This window comes from Cecembia calidifontis, from assembly GCF_004216715.1.
Lineage (GTDB): Bacteria > Bacteroidota > Bacteroidia > Cytophagales > Cyclobacteriaceae > Cecembia_A > Cecembia_A calidifontis.
Genome location: NZ_SGXG01000001.1, coordinates 4,729,649 through 4,749,269, shown reverse-complemented (window position 1 = coordinate 4,749,269; position 19,621 = coordinate 4,729,649). Strand labels below are relative to the sequence as shown.

19 protein-coding genes and 1 other RNA gene are annotated in these 19,621 nt (G+C 41.5%); 9 read left to right on the top strand and 11 right to left on the bottom strand.

Annotated elements, in window-relative coordinates; all coding sequences use genetic code 11:
• Nucleotides 1-468: 468 nt before the first annotated feature.
• The 4 genes from BC751_RS20485 to BC751_RS20470 all read left to right on the top strand — a co-directional run bounded on the left by BC751_RS20485 (nucleotide 469) and on the right by BC751_RS20470 (nucleotide 4,010).
• Nucleotides 469-1,482, top strand: coding sequence for a threonine aldolase family protein (locus tag BC751_RS20485; protein WP_130277227.1), 1,014 nt, complete (start codon nucleotides 469-471; stop codon nucleotides 1,480-1,482).
• A 75-nt stretch (nucleotides 1,483-1,557) separates the two neighbouring features.
• A complete protein-coding gene (locus tag BC751_RS22165) occupies nucleotides 1,558-1,737 on the top strand; it encodes an ATP-binding protein (RefSeq protein WP_207226929.1) in 180 nt (59 codons plus the stop codon).
• A gap of 379 nt (nucleotides 1,738-2,116) precedes the next feature.
• Nucleotides 2,117-3,382, top strand: a complete 1,266-nt coding sequence (locus BC751_RS20475; RefSeq protein ID WP_130277226.1) for a replication-associated recombination protein A — start codon at nucleotides 2,117-2,119, stop codon at nucleotides 3,380-3,382.
• 223 nt (nucleotides 3,383-3,605) lie between these two features.
• Complete coding sequence (locus tag BC751_RS20470; RefSeq protein WP_130277225.1) at nucleotides 3,606-4,010, top strand: GxxExxY protein; 405 nt, start codon at nucleotides 3,606-3,608, stop codon at nucleotides 4,008-4,010.
• Nucleotides 4,011-4,136: 126 nt separating this feature from the next.
• On the opposite strand, the gene BC751_RS20465 is transcribed toward BC751_RS20470, so the two are convergent.
• Together BC751_RS20465 and BC751_RS20460 are read right to left on the bottom strand one after the other, a co-directional pair.
• The gene (locus BC751_RS20465; RefSeq protein WP_130277224.1) at nucleotides 4,137-5,372 is read right to left on the bottom strand and encodes a hypothetical protein; all 1,236 of its coding nucleotides are present in this window, start codon (nucleotides 5,370-5,372) and stop codon (nucleotides 4,137-4,139) included.
• A 91-nt stretch (nucleotides 5,373-5,463) separates the two neighbouring features.
• Nucleotides 5,464-6,195: a nitroreductase family protein gene (locus BC751_RS20460; RefSeq protein ID WP_130277223.1), complete on the bottom strand. Its 732-nt coding sequence runs from the start codon at nucleotides 6,193-6,195 to the stop codon at nucleotides 5,464-5,466.
• A gap of 102 nt (nucleotides 6,196-6,297) precedes the next feature.
• On the opposite strand from BC751_RS20460, the gene BC751_RS20455 reads away from it, so the two are divergent.
• Nucleotides 6,298-7,785 carry a DUF5687 family protein gene (locus BC751_RS20455; protein WP_130277222.1) on the top strand — a complete coding sequence of 496 codons (1,488 nt, stop codon included), beginning with the start codon at nucleotides 6,298-6,300 and terminating at the stop codon, nucleotides 7,783-7,785.
• The gene (locus BC751_RS20450; RefSeq protein WP_130277221.1) at nucleotides 7,782-8,477 is read left to right on the top strand and encodes an ABC transporter ATP-binding protein; all 696 of its coding nucleotides are present in this window, start codon (nucleotides 7,782-7,784) and stop codon (nucleotides 8,475-8,477) included. The genes BC751_RS20455 and BC751_RS20450 overlap by 4 nt, the downstream gene beginning before the upstream one ends.
• 67 nt (nucleotides 8,478-8,544) lie before the next feature.
• On the opposite strand, the gene BC751_RS22540 is transcribed toward BC751_RS20450, so the two are convergent.
• The 4 genes from BC751_RS22540 to ssrA form a co-directional block, all read right to left on the bottom strand.
• Nucleotides 8,545-8,736, bottom strand: coding sequence for a hypothetical protein (locus BC751_RS22540; protein ID WP_242617553.1), 192 nt, complete (start codon nucleotides 8,734-8,736; stop codon nucleotides 8,545-8,547).
• 77 nt (nucleotides 8,737-8,813) lie between these two features.
• Nucleotides 8,814-9,200, bottom strand: coding sequence for a hypothetical protein (locus BC751_RS22535; protein ID WP_242617552.1), 387 nt, complete (start codon nucleotides 9,198-9,200; stop codon nucleotides 8,814-8,816).
• A gap of 12 nt (nucleotides 9,201-9,212) precedes the next feature.
• On the bottom strand, nucleotides 9,213-9,575 hold the full coding sequence (locus BC751_RS22530; RefSeq protein WP_242617551.1) for a hypothetical protein: 363 nt from the start codon (nucleotides 9,573-9,575) through the stop codon (nucleotides 9,213-9,215).
• A gap of 116 nt (nucleotides 9,576-9,691) precedes the next feature.
• Nucleotides 9,692-10,096, bottom strand: a transfer-messenger RNA (tmRNA) gene (gene ssrA / locus BC751_RS20440).
• 200 nt (nucleotides 10,097-10,296) lie between these two features.
• Between ssrA and BC751_RS20435 the strand changes: the two genes are divergently transcribed.
• Nucleotides 10,297-11,442 carry a DNA polymerase III subunit gamma/tau gene (locus BC751_RS20435; RefSeq protein ID WP_130277220.1) on the top strand — a complete coding sequence of 382 codons (1,146 nt, stop codon included), beginning with the start codon at nucleotides 10,297-10,299 and terminating at the stop codon, nucleotides 11,440-11,442.
• A gap of 119 nt (nucleotides 11,443-11,561) precedes the next feature.
• Nucleotides 11,562-12,038, top strand: a complete 477-nt coding sequence (locus tag BC751_RS20430) for a DNA polymerase III subunit gamma/tau (RefSeq protein WP_242617550.1) — start codon at nucleotides 11,562-11,564, stop codon at nucleotides 12,036-12,038.
• On the opposite strand, the gene BC751_RS20425 is transcribed toward BC751_RS20430, so the two are convergent.
• Genes BC751_RS20425 through BC751_RS20410 form a run of 4 tightly spaced genes read right to left on the bottom strand, consistent with a single transcriptional unit; the run spans nucleotide 12,035 to nucleotide 16,882 of the window.
• Entirely contained in the window at nucleotides 12,035-13,024 is a 990-nt protein-coding gene (locus BC751_RS20425) for a DUF3078 domain-containing protein (RefSeq protein ID WP_130277218.1), read from the bottom strand. The two genes, BC751_RS20430 and BC751_RS20425, sit on opposite strands and share 4 nt — an antisense overlap.
• A gap of 21 nt (nucleotides 13,025-13,045) precedes the next feature.
• A complete protein-coding gene (locus BC751_RS20420; RefSeq protein WP_130277217.1) occupies nucleotides 13,046-15,010 on the bottom strand; it encodes a LysM peptidoglycan-binding domain-containing protein in 1,965 nt (654 codons plus the stop codon).
• A complete protein-coding gene (locus BC751_RS20415; protein WP_130277216.1) occupies nucleotides 15,007-15,651 on the bottom strand; it encodes an O-methyltransferase in 645 nt (214 codons plus the stop codon). The genes BC751_RS20420 and BC751_RS20415 overlap by 4 nt, the downstream gene beginning before the upstream one ends.
• A 1-nt stretch (nucleotide 15,652) precedes the next feature.
• Nucleotides 15,653-16,882, bottom strand: coding sequence for a M16 family metallopeptidase (locus BC751_RS20410; protein WP_130277215.1), 1,230 nt, complete (start codon nucleotides 16,880-16,882; stop codon nucleotides 15,653-15,655).
• Between the two features lie 195 nt (nucleotides 16,883-17,077).
• Here BC751_RS20410 and BC751_RS20405 point away from each other — a divergent pair, with 195 nt between their 5' ends.
• On the top strand, nucleotides 17,078-18,367 hold the full coding sequence (locus BC751_RS20405; RefSeq protein WP_130277214.1) for an aminopeptidase P family protein: 1,290 nt from the start codon (nucleotides 17,078-17,080) through the stop codon (nucleotides 18,365-18,367).
• Between the two features lie 96 nt (nucleotides 18,368-18,463).
• Here the strand turns inward: BC751_RS20405 and BC751_RS20400 are convergent, their stop codons facing one another.
• Nucleotides 18,464-19,591, bottom strand: coding sequence for a PQQ-dependent sugar dehydrogenase (locus BC751_RS20400; RefSeq protein WP_130277213.1), 1,128 nt, complete (start codon nucleotides 19,589-19,591; stop codon nucleotides 18,464-18,466).
• Between the last annotated feature and the right edge of the window lie 30 nt (nucleotides 19,592-19,621).

Here is a 19,621-nt window from a genome sequence, read left to right as displayed (position 1 = left end):
TACAAGACTTAAGACATAAGATTTTGAACAATTAAGGAGTTTAGGGATTCATTAAGAGCCAAGGTAAAAGAGGACTGAGCGTAAATAAAAGCTATAGTAAAGCATTTTAGCGAGGGGCCAGGTTGCAGCGCGGAGAAAAGGCGGATTTCGGAAATAGGCCTGAAGGGCCGCTCTGTAATAGCCCAGGATGCAGTCCTGGGTAAAAAAATAATATCATACAGAGGTCTGAAAGACCGATCTTGTGGGAGATTTCGGATTTCGAAAGTGTGATTACGGAAATAATTAAGGATAAAGGAAGATGGAAAGCGAGAGATCAGGTTTATGTGTGGGTTTGAATGGCGGTCGACGGGAAGTTCCAGATCTCAAATCTTGCATCTCATGCCTTATGTCTAAGATTTTTAGTCTTTATATTTACCATTTGCGGAAAAGTCTAGTATCTCGCTTCTCGCATCTAATCTCTTAAAAAATATGATAATCGATTTACGATCGGATACCGTGACCAAACCTACCAAAGGAATGTTGGAGGCCATGTGGTCTGCCCAGGTGGGGGATGATGTTTTTGGGGAAGACCCTACCGTTAATGCCCTGGAACAAAAACTAGCGGATATGTTCGGGATGGAAGCAGGGCTTTTCTGTCCTTCTGGCACCATGACCAATCAAATTGCCGTCAAGCTACATACCGGCCCTCAAAAGGAAGTGATCTGCCACAAGTATTCCCATATATACCTCTATGAGGCTGGAGGTATCATGGCCAATGCCCATGCATCTGTTAAACTTTTGGATGGGGCGTATGGAAAGATTACTGCCCAGGATCTGGCTGACAATATCAGTCCTGATGATGTGCATGCCTGTGAGACATCGCTTGTATCTTTGGAAAACACGATGAATAAGGGTGGGGGAAGTGTTTATACTTTGGAGGAAGTGAAGCCGATCAAAACCCTTTGTGATCAACATGGTATCAAACTCCACTTGGATGGCGCCAGGCTTTTCAATGCCTTGGTGGTGACCGGTGAAAGCCCCAAAGACTGGGGTGCTCAATTTGACACCATTTCCATCTGTCTGAGCAAAGGTTTGGGCTGTCCGATTGGATCAGTGCTGCTAGGGACAAAAGCCGATATCAAGAGGGCAAGAAAAATCAGGAAGTCCTTTGGAGGAGGAATGAGACAGGCTGGTTACTTAGCCGCAGCTGCCATCTATGCCCTAGATTATCATGTTGATCGTTTGGCCGAAGATCACGCCAGGGCGAAGGCCATAGACCAATTGTTGGAAAAACATCCACTTGTATCGGAGGTTTTTCCTGTGATGACCAATATCGTGATCGCGAGATTGCAGGGCATCAGCCCGGAAGATTTCCTTTCCAAACTGGCAGCCAAAGGCATCAAAGCCGTGAAGTTCGGCAAAGACCAGGTCCGTTTTGTGACGCATCTGGATTTTAATGATGAGATGTTGGAGGTGTTTGGGGAGAGGATAAGGGAGATATAGTAGATATTAATAGATATTTAATTCATGATATTGGATCTGCTTGGGTAATATATGCTTTGCAAAATGCTTTGCAAAATGGGTACAAGATTGACTGGCCGATATTTCAGCCATGAAGGCTTTCCATTTTCATATCAAGAATACCTTGACTTTTTAGACCTAGATGATAGTCAGGAAAACTTCAATGACTATCTTGTCAAAGGTGGATTTCCAGAATTCCTAAGAGACCAAACCCTGAAATACTTCAAATGTTATTGAAGGATATCTTGTATAGAGATATAGCGGTTAGATTTGGTATAAAAAATACACATGTCCTGATGGATATTGCGCTGTTTCTGGTTTCAAACATCGGAAAAGAGGTGAGTTTTAATGGTCTGCGAAAAGCTTTCAATGTAGGTTCTCCGAGCACGGTATAAGATTATTTATCTTGGAAGGTTTAGTAGAAGCCATGAACTTTTTCGAAATAGATAAGGGCTTTATTCTTACTTTAGAACAAAATGATCGCTTCATTGTAAATGAAAAATCAATCGTAATTGAAGATGTAAGATCATTTTTTGACCTATGAAATTAATTTGAAGGATAGCCTTTCCAATTGTAATCTTATTACTAATTTGCTTCTTCAATAATTCCCTGACAAATGATTGACAGCACCCCTTTGGCAGAACGTATGCGCCCTTCCCGTTTGGAAGAGTTGATCGGGCAGGAGCACCTGACAGCCCCAACGGCATTTTTGTACAAGGCCATCAAGTCGGGGAATGTGCCTTCCCTGATCTTTTGGGGACCTCCGGGAGTGGGGAAAACCACTATAGCCAACATCATTGCCAATGAAATCAAGGTCCCTTTTTATACCCTCTCTGCTATCAGTTCAGGGGTGAAAGATATTAGGGAAGTCATTGATAAGGCCAAATACCAAAGGGGTGCCGTGCTCTTTATCGACGAGATCCACCGCTTCAACAAATCCCAACAGGATGCTCTTTTGGGAGCAGTTGAAAAAGGGATCATCCGTCTGATAGGTGCCACAACCGAAAACCCATCCTTCGAAGTCAATGCTGCCCTGCTTTCCAGGTGCCAGGTCTATACCCTAAATTCCTTGGGCAGACATGAACTTGAGGCCATGCTGCAGCAGGCCATGGAAAAGGATGTGGAGTTGAATAAAAAGCATATTGAACTCAAGGAAACAGAAGCGCTGCTGCGGATGTCAGGAGGGGATGGCAGGAAACTGTTGAATTTGTTTGAAATTGTCATCAATGGCATCAATGAAGACCCCTGTGTCATTACCAATGAAAAGGTGATCAAGACTGCCCAACAGAAAATTGCGCTTTATGACAAATCGGGAGAGCAGCATTATGATATCATGTCTGCCTTTATCAAATCCATACGTGGTTCAGATCCCAATGCAGCTGTGTATTGGTTAGCCAGGATGATAGAAGGCGGAGAGGACGTAAAATTCATTGCCAGGCGCTTGGTAATTTTAGCTTCTGAGGATATTGGCAATGCCAACCCCAATGCCCTTTTGCTGGCAACGAACTGTTTTGAAGCAGTGAAAATGATCGGCTACCCTGAATCCAGGATTATCCTTTCCCAGTGTGTCACTTACCTGGCCTCCTCTCCCAAAAGCAATGCTTCCTATATGGCGATCAACAGGGCGCAGGCTTTGGTCAAGGAAACAGGAGATCTTCCCGTTCCCCTGCATCTGCGCAATGCCCCCACCAAACTGATGAAGGACCTGAATTACGGGAAGGAATACAAATATGCCCATGATTATGAGCAGAATTTTGTGGCGCAGGAATTTTTGCCAGAGGATATCAAAAACACCAAACTCTATGAGCCCGGGAACAATGCCCGGGAAAATGAATTGAGGAGGTTTCTGAAGGACAGGTGGAAAGGGAAGTATGGGTATTAAGTGGGATTTTCACCATTAAGGAGTTAAGGCTTTGAAGAATTTCATTAAGTTTTTTTTTAAATAATTAATAGTGCATGAATGTCGTACCTAACGGCAAATTGGACTTTTAATAGACATCACTTACCAGAGAAAATCTTGCCTTGGAAACTTATCCGATTATATCCGATTAGGGCTTTTAAGATGTGTGAAATTAGGATAACTTTATTTTGAAGTTGCTTTAGCTATGAATAAAAAGGTGATTACTCAACTGTCTTATGATGTGCTAGGCTGCGCAATTAATGTCCATAAAGAAGTCGGTCCGGGTCTTTTGGAAAGTGTTTACCAAAAATGCCTAACCTATGAATTGAGATCAAAGGGCTTTGAGGTTATTGAAAAAGTAAAAGCACCATTGTTCTATAAAAATCTTAAGCTTGAAGTTGAATTGAGGGCAGACATAATAGTCAATGAATCAATCATCGTTGAGCTTAAGACAGTTGATTGTCTCTTGGCTGTTCACGAAGCCCAATTATTGACTTATATGCGGCTTTTGAAAATCCCACAAGGTTTATTGATGAATTTTTATTCAGACAATCTTTCAAAAAATACTATCCCCATGGTAAATGAATATTTTAGAGCATTGCCTGAATAAGAACTTAATGAAGGCCTTTCTGCCTTAAATCCTTAATGGTTCAAATAAACACTTCAATTCATTTTTTTAAAAAAAACTTTTCCGAATTCCGTCTTTCGAAATCCAACTTCACCTTTTTTTCACCAATTAGAATGACCTGAACTCCTCGATCTTTTCTATCTTTTGCCTCAGGTCGCTGATATTGATACTGTCTTTTATGCCGTTGTCCCTGGTTGATTTTTTGTCTTTCAGGTTTTTACTGATGCGCTCATATACCTGCTTTGGAGATTCTTCGGTACCTCCTACTTTTCTGCCTTTGATAATGCCATTGTTATTTGCCAGATCAAGGGCATCAAGTACCCGTGTATGATAGCTATCTGCAATTTCGAAAAAGTTGTCATAGTACATGATAAATCTCTTTGACAAGTCAGCCAAGGTACTCATGTGGGTACTGAAGTTTTTCAGGTCAGTTTCACGTTGGAGTAAATTAGAATAATTGATTTCACCCCTATTGTTTTTATACCTGTTCTCAATTCTTGTCAGATAAAGTTGTACATAATCATAGGAAAAACCGTTTAAAACACGGTTAAAATAAGCGTCTATGGTTTCGTTATTAAGTCTGTCAGGGACTTGGTAACCTAACTTTGGTGCTTCTTTTTTAAGCCTTGACATCAATTCCAGCTGAAGGTTTTCAAGAAGTAAAATCCTATCGTTGTAGGAGGACTGATTGGCTGCATTGGCTTTGTCCAAGGCAGCGAAATAGGTGAGGTACTTGTTCAGTTCTGTTTCAAACCGGTTCAATTTCTGGAAATCTGGTTTTTTTTCAGTCATCAAGGAACTGTATGCCACATTCAAAAGGGAATTGGAAGCCGATACAGCTTGAGAAACAAATGGGATGCCTGCTGCGATCGGACTGGCAATCACTGAATTGGTGATTTCAAGAAAACGGTCCATTTTGGACTTGCTCTCAAATATTCCGATTCTTTTTACGGATTCCATGATGACCTCCTCAAAGGAAAAACCCAATGGCCCTCCTTCAATTGATCCCAATGAATTGATGAAACCCTGATAATCCTGATCCGTCATCCTGGACTTTAGATTGATGATGTCATCACTCAGTTTTTTATAGATTTGGGTAGAATGAAGAATGCTTGATTTTAGGTTGGTCCATCTCGTTTCATCTGAAATATTTTTGTCACGGATCAGGTCATTCAAAGCCATGTTGGTGATTTCCAGGCTGCCTGACAGGTTTTCATTGTAGTTTTTCAGCGTTTCAATTTCTTTTTCAAGCCGTTTGATTTTCAAAGAATCGGCTTCAATTTGTGAAAATGAGGCATTGGTGAAGGCGATTATCAATCCTGCTGTCAAAATTACCTTTTTCATAGGTTATAGGGGGATTAAACTTTTATGTTGCAATCACAAAAATCAAGCAAGAATTTTAATTTTTTACCGACTGCCTTCAATTATTTTTTATTTACCTAAGAAAAATCACTTCTTCATTCGGTTTCCTAAACCTTTCGCCATATATTCCATCTGGAAGCCCTTTGCCACAGCCAATGATCATGTTAATTTCGGCCCCTGAAGGCAGTCCCAGTAATTTTTTTACCCTTAAGGAATCAAAACCTTCCATGGGACAGGTGTCGTAGCCCTCGGCTTTCATGGCATACATAAATGTCATGGCAGCCAATGCAGCACTTTTGTGGACGGATACCCTTACATCTGCATCTGATACTTGCCGGACCATAGGTCTGTAAATACCAACCATCCATGCTATAACTTGTTTGATCAAAGACCAGAAGGGGAATTTGCGATAAAGTTTGGGAACCAGATTGGAATAATAGGACAAGGCTCTTTTGAGCTTTTTGGGCTCGGCATCTTTGTAGCAATCCTTGATATAGTCCTCATTGGCTTTGGCGCGTGATTTCCATAAGTCCCTTCTCGTTACCACAACCACCAGTTCCCGGGCAGTTGTGGCGGCTTTTTGTCCCATGCATAATTGGGCAAGTTTAGCTTTGTTGGGAGAAGATTCCGGTATCCGATAAAATTCCCATAGTTGCATGTTGCTGCTGTTAGGGGCCAATATGGAGGCTTCCAAACATTTTTGTACAATTTGGTGGTTGAAAGCCTCTTTTTGGTCAAAGATTCTGACGGATCTCCGCTCCTTTACGACTTGAAAAAAATCCTTTATATCCGTTCTTTCCATCATTTGGTCAATAATTCAGGTTTCACCTAATTTCTGAAATTTCTTTTAGTTATATTCAAAGCTCAAAAATAAGTTTTTATCCTATAACCACATCGCATTCTTATTATGATCCTTAGTCTGCTTAAGTTGGAGTTGTTGAAGACCATACGGTCAACTTCTTTTGCAAAAAGTGCCTTGGTGGCCATTTTTCTTACCTTTCTGGCAGTAATACTGCTCTCTTATTTACTTTTGCTTGGCATCTTTTTAAAAGAAGTCATTGAAGAGGGTTTTGATAGTACCGATGCCTATGCCACTGTAAGCGGGGCCCTGATTTATTTTTACCTATTTGAATTTATGTACCGGTATTTTGTACAAAAGCTTCCTGTGATGGAACTGCAGAGTTTCTTGCATTTGCCCTTGAAAAAAAGCAGCATCATTCAATTCCTCTTGGGAAGGAGTTTCGTGTCTCCTTTGACATTGATCGCTCCGCTTTTATTTGCACCATTTGCTTTTAAGGAAATTGCCCCAAGATTCGGTGATCTGGCGGCCTGGTCCTGGTTGGGTTCAGTTGTGATGAGCAGCTGGTCCCTGCACTGGTTGATGCTATGGTTCAAACAAAAGTTTGAAGATAGCCTCATCGGATTAGGAATAGTGTTTTTGGTACTCTTATTGGGAGCAGGATCCAATTATTATGGATGGTTCAATTTAGGTGCTTTGATGAAGCCGATTTTTGATTGGTCGTTGGTTTCTGTTTTTCCGCCGATTATCATGACCTTGGTTTTTCTGGTCCTTTACCAATTGGCTTATACTTACTATTACAAAAATGCCTATTTGGAAGACCTAGTAGAAGAGGAGGATACCAAATTCCTGAATCAGAATCTTGGGATTTTCAACCGTTTTGGCTTGGCAGGGGAACTGGCCAATCTGGAATGGAAGTTGATCATCAGACACAAAAAGAGCAGGACCTACCTTACTTTGGCTGCCTTTTTCCTGCTTTATGGATTGATTTTTTATACCAATCCCCAATACAAGACAGAGGAAGGCTTCAATCATCTTTTTGTTTTTGTGGGTTCCTTTATTACCGGAATATTTATGTTGCAATATGGTCAGCTTTTCCTGAGCTGGAATTCTTCCAATTTTGATTTTTTCCTAAATAGAAAAGGAGGGGTGAAAGCATTGGTGAAAGGAAAATATCTTCTATTTATAGCCACTTCCATTCTATGCTATATCCTTTCAGTACCTTACGTGTATTTCGGTTGGGATATATTGCTTATCCATACTGCTGCCTTCCTTTTTAATATAGGCGTGGTGATGCATTTTGTGGTTTACCTTGCCCTATGGAAACCTAAACCCATGGACCTGAATAAAGGGGCGATGTTCAATTATGAGGGGGTGGGGATAGCCCAGTTTTTAATGATCATCCCTATGATGGGTGCCCCTTATTTGATTTATCTTCCCTTTGCGCTTTTGGTCAGTCAATATGCGGGCTTGCTTGCCTTGGCCATAGTAGGTATGGTAGGCGTGATAGCCTTTCCTTATTTGTCAGACCTGTCGGTACAGAGAGTTTTATCCAATAGATATCAGATTTCATCATCTTTTAGACAAGAATTATGATCAGTGTACACAATTTAAAAAAACAATACAAAGAAGTAGTTGTACTGGATGTTCCCCAATTGGAAATACCCCGAAAGGAATGTTTTGGTTTGGTAGGTAACAATGGGGCTGGAAAAACCACCCTCTTTAGGATCATGTTGGATTTGGTGAGGGCAACGGAAGGCTATGTCCTGTTGGATGGGACCGATGTTGCCAAAAGTGAGGACTGGAAATCGAGGATGGGGGCTTTTTTGGATGAACACATGTTGATTTCCTATCTAACCCCAGATGAGTATTTTGAGACATTGAGGAAAATCTATGTACTTTCTGAGGAGGATTTAAGGCTTCATTTGAAAAAGTTTGAGGAACTCTTCAATGGAGAGATTATTGGTAAAAAGAAGTATATCCGGGATTTGTCCAAAGGAAATTTGAAAAAAGTAGGGATTGCTGCTGCCATGATGGGAAATCCCGAGGTAGTTATGTTGGACGAGCCTTTTGAAAACCTGGATCCAAGTTCTCAGGTGAGGTTGAAAAAACTTATCCTTGAAGAAAAAGAGCGGTCGCAGGTAACTTTTCTGATATCCAGCCATGACCTCAACCATGTGACTGAAATTTGTGATAGGATCATTTTACTGGAAAAAGGAAAAATCATCAGGGACCTTCGGGAAAAAGCAGAAATGGTAGAGGAGTTGAATGCTTATTTTGGCACTTAAAATTGTCATAAAATTTCGCATTCTTAAAAAGAGGTGTTACCCCTTCTGGTATCACCTCTTTTCATTATTACCAATACCTGCTTGCCCAAGCTATCCAAGTGCTCCAGTTTGGACTGGTACTGAGTCCACCGGCATGTTGTCTAAAAGCCAGTTCACCTTGGGTCAGGGCAGTGCCCAATACGGGAAAGTCTTTTTGTTCCAGTCCTTTTTTACCCAAAATCTCATACGCAGGAGAAGCATCCACTCCAGCAAGAAACATGCCTTTGCCATCAATCCAATTTCCCTCTACATGAGGAGACCCAATACTGATAAAAATAGGTCTTGGAGCGCAAAATGCTAAAAGTTGATGTGCATGGGCTTACGGTGTTGTCCCCGATTGGCCAAGCCAATTATTCCACTTCTCAAGCCGGCACCATGATCCGCCTGAATACTGTCGGGAACCAATATGGCAAAGCCCCAACCTTTAGCGAGCAATTGTTCTTTCCAGTTAGGTTCATGGGGAGAACCCAAGCCAATGGCTGGTTCCTGGGGCAGACTGAAAGGAGATCGGATAAAACCCAATTGAATTACCAATGGTGTTTTTCCCTCCTTTGCTGAAGGACTTACAACCAAAAGTTCTATTTCCACATTGATTTCCGGAAAAGCGCTGTTGTCAACAATCCCCTTGACCATTTTTTCCTGAGCGGGGAAGTTGCCTATGGTAGTATCTTTGACAGAAATCACTTCCCAAAAGACCTAGGGTATGGATTCAGGCAGCCTTCCATACATTTCACTTTCAAAATCTTCAATGATCTCCTTTCGCCTTTGTTGCCACCACATGCGTTCATCATTGACCGGAACCCCATTTTTCATTTGCATCAATTCAGGTAGCTTATAATTCCTGACCTTGTTTTCATCACTATTGGCGGCATTTGGGGCTGAAGGATTTCCAGATGGTCCTGGTCTTAAATCTGATTCCTTTATTCCTAGTTGGTCTAGCATTTGAATGAAATCCGATTGGGTAAGTTTATTGATGGAGTCCCTTGCAGCATTTGAGAATTGGCCAAAGGAGGAAAATTGTAAACAGAACAAAAAGATGAATAGAACTTTATACTTCATGGTCTGGGTTTTTAAATATAAATCTAAAAAATAAGTGATTACGTGTTGGGAAAAAAGCAAAGTTGGTGTGAAAATAAAAAATCCCTGTAATTGTTGAGATTACAGGGATTTTTTTGTGGTGGAGCTGGCGGGATTCGAACCCGCGTCCAGATAGGGAAACACCGTACCGTCTACATGCTTAGTCACCGGTTGGGTTTTCGACCAAACACTGCTGGATGACACACCTATGTTTGGCTTAGCCACTTGTCTTAGTCCTGATTAGTAGCCTCACAGGAAGCAGCCTTGTCTTATCGACACCCCAAATCCATCCGGACAATGCAACAGATGGCGGGATGTGGCCGGGGAACGCCGCATGGGTGCTCAACCCTTTAAGCCGGTCTCATCCAAAGATAGGAGAGATTAGGCAGCCATGGCGTAAGAAGTTTCGCCAGTTATCTTTGCATGAATCTTTTAAGGCCGTACATACTCCAGCCTGCATGCGAGCCCGATCTTCACACCTACTGTCAAAACCGGTCAGCCCCTAAATTAGGGTACAATTCTATAGCAAATATAAATGGAAAAAAGTTCCCGCCGGAAAAAGCCTCCATTTTTGACAAGTAGTTTTTTATCATTGAAGCCATCGAATTTTAAAATTGCTTAAAATGAATGGTTTACATAAAATTCAAGCAACTATGATTTTTTTACAGGAAACATAATTCCAATAATTTTATATCTTGCGGTGATGGAAAATTTTGTTGTTTCTGCGAGAAAGTATAGACCTTCCAATTTCAAAAGTGTAGTGGGGCAGGGCCATATTACTACGACTTTGAAAAATGCCATTAAAAATAACCATTTGGCACAGGCTTTTCTTTTTTGTGGTCCAAGGGGTGTGGGTAAAACCACCTGTGCAAGGATCTTGGCCAAAACCATAAACTGCCAGCATTTAACGCCTGAATTTGAAGCCTGTAACCAATGTGACTCCTGCAAGGCTTTTAATAACAATGCTTCCTTCAATGTCCATGAATTGGATGCTGCGTCCAACAACTCAGTAGATGATATCAGAAACCTGGTAGATCAGGTGAGGTACGCACCCCAGCAGGGCCAATACAAAGTGTATATCATCGATGAGGTGCACATGCTTTCCAATCAGGCTTTCAATGCCTTTTTGAAGACTTTGGAAGAGCCTCCTAAGTATGCCATATTCATCTTGGCTACTACTGAAAAGCACAAAATTATTCCCACCATCCTTTCACGTTGTCAGATTTTTGACTTCAATAGGATTCAGATCAATGATATCACCGAACACCTGAAATATATATCCAGGGAAGAGCATATCGAAGCCGAGGACGAAGCACTAAGGCTTATTGCTACGAAGGCAGATGGGGCTTTGAGGGACGCACTTTCGATTTATGACCTCATTGTCACTTATTCGGCCGGGAATAAAGTCACTTATCAAGAAACGATCAATAACCTGCATATTTTGGATTATGACTATTATTTCAAGGTAGTCGATGGCCTTTTGGCAGGTAATATTTCAAACGTACTTCTTATTTTTGATGAAATACTCAAAAAAGGTTTTGACGGGCATAATTTTATTCTCGGGCTTACTGAGCATTTACGGGACCTGATGGTCTGTAAAGATCCTGCCACTGTGGACCTGATTCAAGTGTCTGATGCGACCAAAGAAAGGTATCTGGAACAATCAAAAGACAGCAGTATTTCTTTCTTGCTCTCGGCCTTAAACATTTGCAATCAATGTGATATCCACTACAAAGCCAGCAAAAACCAACGCCTTCATGTAGAATTGGCTTTGATGAAATTGGCTAAACTTCCACAAGCACTCAGCCTGGCAGCCTTAGCACAAGAAGAGTCAAAAAAAAAAGCCTGATTGAGCAAGAGCAAAGCCCAAATGGTAACGGCAATGTAGCCCCATCGCTCTTTAAAGATGCCAATCCTTTTGCTGCCAAGAAAACCCCTGTACAGAGGACGATTTCCATTCCGGCGAGTTTGACTGAAGCCAGAAAAATTGTTCAGGAAAAACCTCAAGCGGAGGTTCAAATAGCAGAACCAAAAAAGGAAGAGGAAAAGGTCAGCCTCAACCCCAAACTGGCGGAGGAATTTGATGAGCAGAAGTTGAACAGTGTCTTACAAGAGATCATTGGCCAATATAGAGATCAGCACAAGAACCTTGAAACAACAGTCCTTAAACAGCCTGTAATCCTCTCAGGGGAAACCATTACCTTTCAACTTAATGGGGAAATTCAACAGGATATTTTTCATAAAATCAAGCCCGAAGTTTTTCAGTTGTTGAGAAGGAAATTGAACAATTACAGTATTCATTTAGAATCCGTAATTGTGGAGGAAGAAGCTGGTGATGGAAAGAAGAAACTTTACACAAGCACGGATAAACTTCAATACTTAAAAGAAAAATCCCCTGCTCTGGTAGAGCTGCAAAAAAGATTCGGGCTGGAAACAGACTTTTAAAAGTCCAGGGTCAGCCCAAAATTGATCATATTTTGAAGTTGTATGGCCTGTCGTGGAGGGCCGCTTTCCTGTTGAATGAGTACATTTTCATCATAAATGAGAATGGTCTCAATCCGGGTTGAAATATATTTATTCACCCGCATCGTGATCAGGGAGTTGAAGTTTACGACAAAATTGCCGAGTTTTTCGAAGTTGGAAAAGAGGTTAAGGTCTGCTTTCCATCTTACATTTTCGATGATTTGAAAGTCTGTGGTAGAACCGAAAGAAATACCGGCCTCTGCTCTCACCGCTTCCCCGGGTACCACCCCAAAAGCCCCCGCCCTGCTCAGGGAATCGTCAAGTACCACGGTAAACCTTCCCGTAAAAGGAGAGGCAATAATGGATAACCTATCTTTATTTTTAAATTCTTTCCGATAATTTAAACCTGTGGATGACTGAAGATAGGCCGGTGCCAGAAAGTCTGAAATCTGACTTCTGGAATCCTGTTCCGCACCTGCTGGTCTAAAGTACCGGAAGCCTTCTAATAACTGTGTCCTTGCATCAATCTGGGTGGACAGATACCAGAGTTCAGTCAGTTCTCGACCGTATTTACTGATAAAGATAAAGTTGTCATTGGTTTTTCTGGTTTTGAATCTTCGGTCTGCTTGCCTGTTAAAGCCGGCATTGATATTGAGTTTTGTGTCCCAAATTATCCTGTCCTTTTTATAGTTGGCAAACATCGCCAAACCGGAGTTCAGCGCCATATTACTAGCCCCACCCGCATTCCAGTTGGAAAGGCTGACCTGTTGGATGCTCAGGTTGAAGTTCCCGCCTTTTTCCCAATAGATAGGTCTGATTTTTTGTTTGACAATGATCGAATCACCTATCATGATGATGGTGTCTCCGGCTATCAAAAGTGTATCAGCCAAAATAGCAGGGTCTTGGGCTCTTGATATGCCCAATGACCCTGCTAATAACAATATTATAAGCGAAAGCCTCTTAATCATCTATGTATACTCCCAAAAAAATCAGGGTTTTATGATGGTTATTTTTTGCCCTACTTGGATTGTATTATCGGGCAAATTGTTCCACTTTTTGATGTCGTCCACACTTACGCCATAGTTTTGGCTCAAACGGAACAAGGTTTCTCCCGGGCTTACAGTATGGATAATTGTGCCACTTGAGGTTGACCTGTTTGGAATAGAAGAAACGCTCTGAGTGGGAGCAGCAGATCGATTGATGATGATTTCCTGACCTACTTTAATGGTATTGTCCGGTAAATTATTCCATCTTTTGAGATCATCCACACTTACGCCATAGTTTTGGCTTATTCTAAACAAAGTTTCACCTGGGGATACGGTATGCACAGTTCTTCCTGCAGTTGCGTTGGAAGGTTGAGGCCTATTGACAGTCTCTGTTGACCTTACCGGTTCAGCACTCCTTACCGGGGCGGCTGTTTCCGTTCTGATAGGCTCGTTTCTAGCAGTTTCTGTTCTGCTTGGCTCTGTTCTAACAGGCTCGCTGCTTCTTGTAGCCGGTGCTGTACCTGGAGTTACTGAAGTACTTGGCTGTGAAGTAGGCGTACTGGGTTGGGATACTATCGAAGTAGCAGGAGTATTGGCCTGTGCCTGGCTAGTAGATAAGGCTTCCAACATTTTTCTATACTCCGAACCTGAAACCATCACGAAATCTTCGCCTCTTTTTCTTGGCTCCTGAAGGTTCAGGATCATTCCAGGGGAAAGATCGATGTCGTCTCTGATCCTGTTCTTGGCTTTGAGGGCGGCAAGTCTGATGCCATATTTCTGAGAAATTGACCAAAGTGTTTCTCCAGGCATCACCACGTGATTGGCTACATCTGCTTTGGTGGCTTTTTTATCAAGATAATAATATTGGCCAGCTACCACGGGATCATTTTTTCCCAGATCATTCAGTTTCCTGAATTTATTGGGCTTCATTCCTATCTGTTCTGCAAAGCTTGCCTGGGAAACAGAATTGGCTGCCCGAACCCCGTCTATGTTATTTACTTTAATTTGGTTGGGGCTTGTAGCGCTTTGTTGGTTGCCTGAAATTCTAGGGAAACCGGTAGAAAGTGCCTGGGTTTGTTGCGGACTGCCAGCACTTGAACTTTCTCTTTGTGCAACTATAGGTCTGGCAGGAGGGGTTCCTTGTCTCAGAAAAACTACAGAATAGGTTTTATCACTTGGAATATCACCTCTCCCAATCCATTTATTGTATTCCCTCAAATGCTCTTCACTTACCCCTAAGCGGCTTGAAAGATCCCTGAGAGAGGAAGGCCCCTGTACTCTGACTTCTTCCAGATAACCGGTATTGCTCACAAAATTTGCCCCTGCATGATTTTCAAAAGCCACTTTGTGGGCAAGAAATTTTTTGAAATACCAATGTGAATTCCTGTCCACATCGATTACTTTTTTACCATTGAACTGACTTCCAAAATAGGCTTTTGCGCCTCCCAGTCCCATTTGGTAAGAAACCAGGGCGCACATCCAGTTATCAAACTGTGCATTGTTTTTTTTGAGGTAAAGTGCGGCCCCTCTTGTGGAGGATACAATGTTCTTCCTCTCATCAATCTGGTTGTCCACTCTTAAAAATACTTCCTCTGCTGTTCCTTGCTTAAATTGCCAAAAGCCAACTGCATTGGAGCTGGAGACTGCATCCGGAATTAGGCTAGATTCTTGAATTACTAAATACTTAAAATCTTCAGGTACACCAGATTCTCTCAGTTCTCTTTCGACTAATGGTAGGTAAAGGTTGGCCCTGTCAGCTTTGCTTTTGAAATAAATCTGGTTACGGTGAAGCGCATCCACATCCAGCTGAATTTCCCGCCTTGCCTGCTCATTGATTCTAATGGTAAGGTCCGCAAATCGCATTTCTTTAGGTACCTGGGGCACTTGGGCCATAGTTTCAAAAGAAAAAAACAGAAACAAAATCTGAATGTAGGGATTTCGAAACAATTGACTTTTTTTATTTTTCATAACTTTCTTGCTATCATTAAGCCATCTCTGATTGGTAAAAGTACATTTTCTACCCTAGGGTCCTCCTGTACCATACGGTTGTATTCCAAGATAATTTTTGTGTCTTTATCGATTTTCTGGCCTTCTTTTAAAACAACTTTTCCCGACCAAAGGACATTGTCTGCAATAATAATTCCACCAGGGCTTACACGGTCTATTACCAGATTGTAGTAGTTAATATAATTATTTTTATCCGCATCTATGAAGACCATATCAAAATTTCCTTCAAGTGAAGGAATAATTTTCAAAGCATCTCCCAATCTGTAGTCAATTTTATGGCTTAATCCTGATTTTTCAAAGAAATTCCGGACCATTGTTTCCAATTCGTCATTGATATCCAAGGTGATGAGCTTACCTGCTTCATTAAGACCTCTTGCCATACAGATACCGGAATACCCCGTGTATGTGCCAATTTCGAGGATGGTCTTGGGTTTCAGAAGTTTGACAAAAAGCTCGAGCGTCTTGCCCTGCAAATGACCGGAAATCATCCTTGGCATCAATACTTTGGCATGTGTTTCCCGGGTAATCCATTTTAATAAAGGATCCTCTTCCGTGGTATGCTGTTCGCAATATTTTAATAACTCCGGTGAAATGAATTCCATGTCAGGAAGGTAAATAGGTTAAATAACTCATTTGATTGGGATCAAATATTTCATTGGCAATATCCATGAGTTCCTCGGCTGTAGTGCTTCTTATGATTTCAAATATACTATCCAGTGAATCTATCCTGCCCTTATCCAAAAGATTTTTTCCATACACAAGCATCAAAGCAGCGTAATTTTCTTCTGCCATCGCCATTTGACCTATCGCCTGTTCTTTTGCCATATGAAGTTGCAAGGTTCCCATTTTTACTTTTCTAAGCTTCTCCATTTCCTTTAAGACAAGTTTTTTGGCTTTATTGGCAGTCTTCTGCTCTGTACCAAAGAAAACACCAAAAAAACCAGTATCTGAATAGGTCTGGTAATGGGATTCCACGCTGTACACATAGCCATGTTTTTCTCTCAATGCCATATTCAGGCGGGAGTTCATACTGGGACCCCCGAGTATATTATTGAGCAGATAGAGCTTAAACCTTCTTGGATCAAACATCGAGAAGGCAGGTTTTCCAATGGCGCAGTGGGCCTGGGTGATCTCCTTCATTACCATTTTCGTTTTGGGCTGATAATTTGAAAATCCGCTGCGGACATATAGGCTTCTTTTATGCGGTATCTCAGAAAGGAGTCCCTCGATTTTTTGTAAAGCCTTTTCGAAAGAGATATTGCCGATTACAGAAAATACGATCTGGGTAGTATCCAATCTGCTCGAAACAAAATCAAAAAAATCCTCTTGCCTGAATCTGCTTACAGTTTCTTCATTCCCCAGGATGTTTCTTCCCAAGGCATGGCCTTCAAAAACCATTTCATCAAAATCGTCTTGGAGTGAGTCATCCGGGGAATCTTTGTACATGGCCATTTCCTCCAAAATTACCTGCCTTTCCTTTTCTATCTGCTTTTTTGGGAAGGTAGAATTGAAGGTGATGTCAAAAAGAAGTTCTGCTGCTTTTCCATAATGCTCCTTTAACACACTCGAATAGAAACAAATTTTCTCCTTGGTAGTGTAGGCATTGAGTTCCCCGCCTAAAGACTCAAGACGGTTGATGATATGGTAGGCCTTTCTTTTTTTGGTGCCTTTGAAAGCCATATGTTCCCAAAAATGTGCAATCCCCTCTTCCTCTTTGGATTCATCCCTGCTGCCTATGTTTAACACAAATCCGCAATGGACTATCCTGGTATGGTTGACTTCCTGATGAACAATTCTGATTCCGTTGGCTAATTGCTTTAAATTGTACTGCATGTAATCCTTTTTCCTCACCTCAATGTACAAAAATAAAAGACTTTCAATACTCTTTTTCGATTATTCCAAAGATTCAATTTCCCTTAGTGGTTTTTTTAGCCGGAGTGAATTGATAATTTAGAGTTTTGTAAAGCATGATAAAATCCTTAGACACTTAATTTACTGAATTCATAAGCATTGAAAACTTACTTATCTATGAAATACACACCTCTTCCAAAAAGCCTTTATATCAAAAACAGGAAAAAATTAACCGAGAAATTGCCGGCTAAATCAGTAGCGGTTTTTCATTCCAATGATATTATGCCGACCAATGCAGACGGGACCATGCGTTTCAGACAAAACAATGACCTTTTTTATCTCAGCGGGATTGATCAGGAAGAAAGCATTTTGGTCATCTGCCCTGATTTTCCTGATCCTACTATGCGCGAAATTCTATTTTTAAGGGAAACCAATGAACATATTGCGATTTGGGAAGGGCATAAATACACCAAAGAGGAAGCCCATGAAATTTCAGGAATAGAAAACATCCAATGGGTGAGCAGTTTCGACGGTGTTTTTAATACCCTGATGGCTTTAAGTCAGCATGTTTTATTAAATACCAATGAACATCTCCGTGCAGATATCCAGGTAGAAACCAGAGATGCCAGGTTTATCAAAAAATGTAAGGAAAAGTATCCCCTTCATCACTATCACAGGCTGGCTCCGCTGATGCACCAGTTAAGAGGGGTTAAAGAAAAGGAAGAAATTGACCAAATGCAGATAGCCTGCGATATCACCGAAAAGGGTTTTAGGAGAATACTTTCCTTTGTAAAGCCAGGAGTAACCGAGTACCAGATAGAGGCTGAGTTTATCCATGAATTTGTGAGGAACAGGAGCAAGGGTTTTGCCTATGAACCCATTATTGCTTCTGGGGCAAATGCCTGTGTGCTGCATTACATAGAAAACAAAGATACCTGTAAAGATGGAGACCTGCTTTTACTTGATGTGGGCGCAGAATACGGGAATTATAATGCGGACATGACCCGGACTATTCCTGTAAATGGGAAATTTACAGAAAGACAAAGGAAGGTGTATGATGCAGTATTGAGGGTGCAAAGAGGGGCTATGAATATTCTCAGACCTGGCATCAATATCCAGGATTACCATAAGGAAGTGGGGCTGATCATGCAGTCTGAATTGTTAGGCTTGGGTTTATTGGATCAGACCGACATCAAAAACCAAGACCCCAAATGGCCTGCGTATAAAAAATACTTTATGCATGGCACATCTCACCATTTAGGTTTGGATGTACATGATGTGGGTACCATGTATGACCCGATTACCCCGGGTATGGTTTTTACGGTTGAACCCGGTATCTACATCAGAGAGGAAGGATTGGGGGTCAGGCTCGAAAATAACATCCTGATCCAGGAAAACGGATATTTTGACCTGATGCGCAATATTCCAATTGAGGCGGAAGAAATCGAAGAATTGATGAATCGATGAAATTTTGATTTCGAAAGTCGGATTTCGGAAATGTGAATACCTTGCAATTGATATCGAATACCGGGAATTCCAACATCCGAAATCTGACTTTTAATTTTATTTCTTGTAACTGATCTTATAAATACAATTGGCCATGTCATCCGAGACCAGCAGGCTTCCATCAGGAAGCTGAAGCACATCCACAGGTCTGCCCCATACATCCTGGGTTGCATGGTTGAGCCATCCTTCAGCAAAAACCTCTTCCCTGACCACTTTTTGGTTTTTATCCAATATAACATGTGTAACCTGGTAACCGATTTTTTTGCTGCGGTTCCATGATCCATGCTTGGCAATAAATATGTTGTTATGATATTTTTCAGGGAATTGGGAACCGGTATAAAATCTCATGCCTAAAGGAGCTGTGTGTGGGCCAAGTTTGGCGGCAGGAGCGGTGTAGGCATTTTTATCCTTTCCCTTATTTCCAAACTCCGGGTCTTTGACATCACCGGCATGCCAATAAGGATATCCAAAATGCATGCCTTTTTGGGGAGCATGGTTGAGCTCGCAATCCGGGATATCATCCCCCATCATATCTCTTCCATTATCAGTAAACCATAATTCTTTGCTTTGGGGGTGCCAGGCAAAACCAACAGTATTTCTGACCCCTTTGGCAAAGATCTCTGGCTTAATGATAGGGGAATTGACATCGATCCTGGTGATCGAAGCAAATATTTCTTCTGATTCACAAATATTGCACGGAGCACCAACTGGTACATAGAGCAAACCATCCGGTCCAAAAGCGATAAATTTCCAGCCATGATGGGCCTTGTCCGGATATTGGTCATAGACTACTTCAAATTTTGGATTTTCAAGGTTCTTTTCGATGTTTCGGAAACGTAATATCCTGCTGACTTCTGCCACATAAAGATCCCCATCCTTGAAGGCAACTCCATTGGGCATTCTGAGTCCCGAAGCTAGGGTATATCTTTTATCTGCTTTCCCATCTCCATTGCTGTCCTTTAAGGCATACACGTTTTTCCCCTGCCTGTTGCCGACAAAAATGATACTGCCGTCCGCATTCATGGCCAATGACCTGGCATCGGGGACATCTTCAGCCCAAACCGAAATCTGGAAGCCTGCCGGTAGCTTGATGGTCTCCAGTTGGATGTAATTGTTTTTTTTGTTTTGTCCTGAACAGGAAAAGCTAATCAGGATAAAAAGCCCTAGGATCAGTTGTTTTGCCATTACTTGGTTTTTTAGATTCTCACTCAATTT

Coding starts and splice junctions, on each gene's coding strand:
- BC751_RS20485 (WP_130277227.1), top strand. CDS start 469: ATGATAATCGATTTACGATCGGATACCGTGACCAAACCTACCAAAGGA.
- BC751_RS22165 (WP_207226929.1), top strand. CDS start 1,558: ATGGGTACAAGATTGACTGGCCGATATTTCAGCCATGAAGGCTTTCCA.
- BC751_RS20475 (WP_130277226.1), top strand. CDS start 2,117: ATGATTGACAGCACCCCTTTGGCAGAACGTATGCGCCCTTCCCGTTTG.
- BC751_RS20470 (WP_130277225.1), top strand. CDS start 3,606: ATGAATAAAAAGGTGATTACTCAACTGTCTTATGATGTGCTAGGCTGC.
- BC751_RS20465 (WP_130277224.1), bottom strand. CDS start 5,372: ATGAAAAAGGTAATTTTGACAGCAGGATTGATAATCGCCTTCACCAAT.
- BC751_RS20460 (WP_130277223.1), bottom strand. CDS start 6,195: ATGATGGAAAGAACGGATATAAAGGATTTTTTTCAAGTCGTAAAGGAG.
- BC751_RS20455 (WP_130277222.1), top strand. CDS start 6,298: ATGATCCTTAGTCTGCTTAAGTTGGAGTTGTTGAAGACCATACGGTCA.
- BC751_RS20450 (WP_130277221.1), top strand. CDS start 7,782: ATGATCAGTGTACACAATTTAAAAAAACAATACAAAGAAGTAGTTGTA.
- BC751_RS22540 (WP_242617553.1), bottom strand. CDS start 8,736: ATGTTTCTTGCTGGAGTGGATGCTTCTCCTGCGTATGAGATTTTGGGT.
- BC751_RS22530 (WP_242617551.1), bottom strand. CDS start 9,575: ATGAAGTATAAAGTTCTATTCATCTTTTTGTTCTGTTTACAATTTTCC.
- BC751_RS20435 (WP_130277220.1), top strand. CDS start 10,297: ATGGAAAATTTTGTTGTTTCTGCGAGAAAGTATAGACCTTCCAATTTC.
- BC751_RS20425 (WP_130277218.1), bottom strand. CDS start 13,024: ATGATTAAGAGGCTTTCGCTTATAATATTGTTATTAGCAGGGTCATTG.
- BC751_RS20420 (WP_130277217.1), bottom strand. CDS start 15,010: ATGAAAAATAAAAAAAGTCAATTGTTTCGAAATCCCTACATTCAGATT.
- BC751_RS20415 (WP_130277216.1), bottom strand. CDS start 15,651: ATGGAATTCATTTCACCGGAGTTATTAAAATATTGCGAACAGCATACC.
- BC751_RS20410 (WP_130277215.1), bottom strand. CDS start 16,882: ATGCAGTACAATTTAAAGCAATTAGCCAACGGAATCAGAATTGTTCAT.
- BC751_RS20405 (WP_130277214.1), top strand. CDS start 17,078: ATGAAATACACACCTCTTCCAAAAAGCCTTTATATCAAAAACAGGAAA.
- BC751_RS20400 (WP_130277213.1), bottom strand. CDS start 19,591: ATGGCAAAACAACTGATCCTAGGGCTTTTTATCCTGATTAGCTTTTCC.